The sequence below is a fragment of the Methylobacillus sp. MM3 genome, assembly GCF_001645185.1.
Lineage (GTDB): Bacteria > Pseudomonadota > Gammaproteobacteria > Burkholderiales > Methylophilaceae > MM2.
On the sequence record NZ_LXTQ01000042.1, the window covers coordinates 1 to 392 of the forward strand.

The 392-nt window shown below is 56.1% G+C and carries 1 protein-coding gene; it reads right to left on the reverse strand.

Translation table 11 applies throughout. The features are described 5' to 3' along the window. Positions 1-392 (reverse strand): GTP-binding protein (locus A7976_RS11840; protein WP_082878114.1); only part of this gene is annotated, 392 nt, incomplete at both ends.

The following is a 392-nucleotide window of genomic DNA, read 5'->3' on the forward strand; positions in this document are numbered from 1 at the left end:
CATCAACCATGTCGCATTTGTTCAGGAACACGATGATGTACGGAACGCCTACCTGACGACCCAGCAGGATGTGCTCACGAGTCTGCGGCATCGGGCCGTCAGTCGCAGCAACTACCAGGATCGCGCCGTCCATCTGCGCAGCACCGGTGATCATGTTTTTAACATAGTCGGCGTGCCCCGGGCAGTCTACGGGTGCGTAGTGACGGGTCGGGGTGTCGTATTCAACGTGAGAAGTGTTGATGGTGATACCACGAGCTTTTTCTTCCGGCGCGTTATCGATCTGGTCGAATGCGCGAGCAGCACCGCCGTAGGTTTTAGCCAGTACGGTAGTGATTGCAGCGGTCAGCGTTGTTTTACCATGGTCAACGTGGCCGATAGTACCGACGTTAACG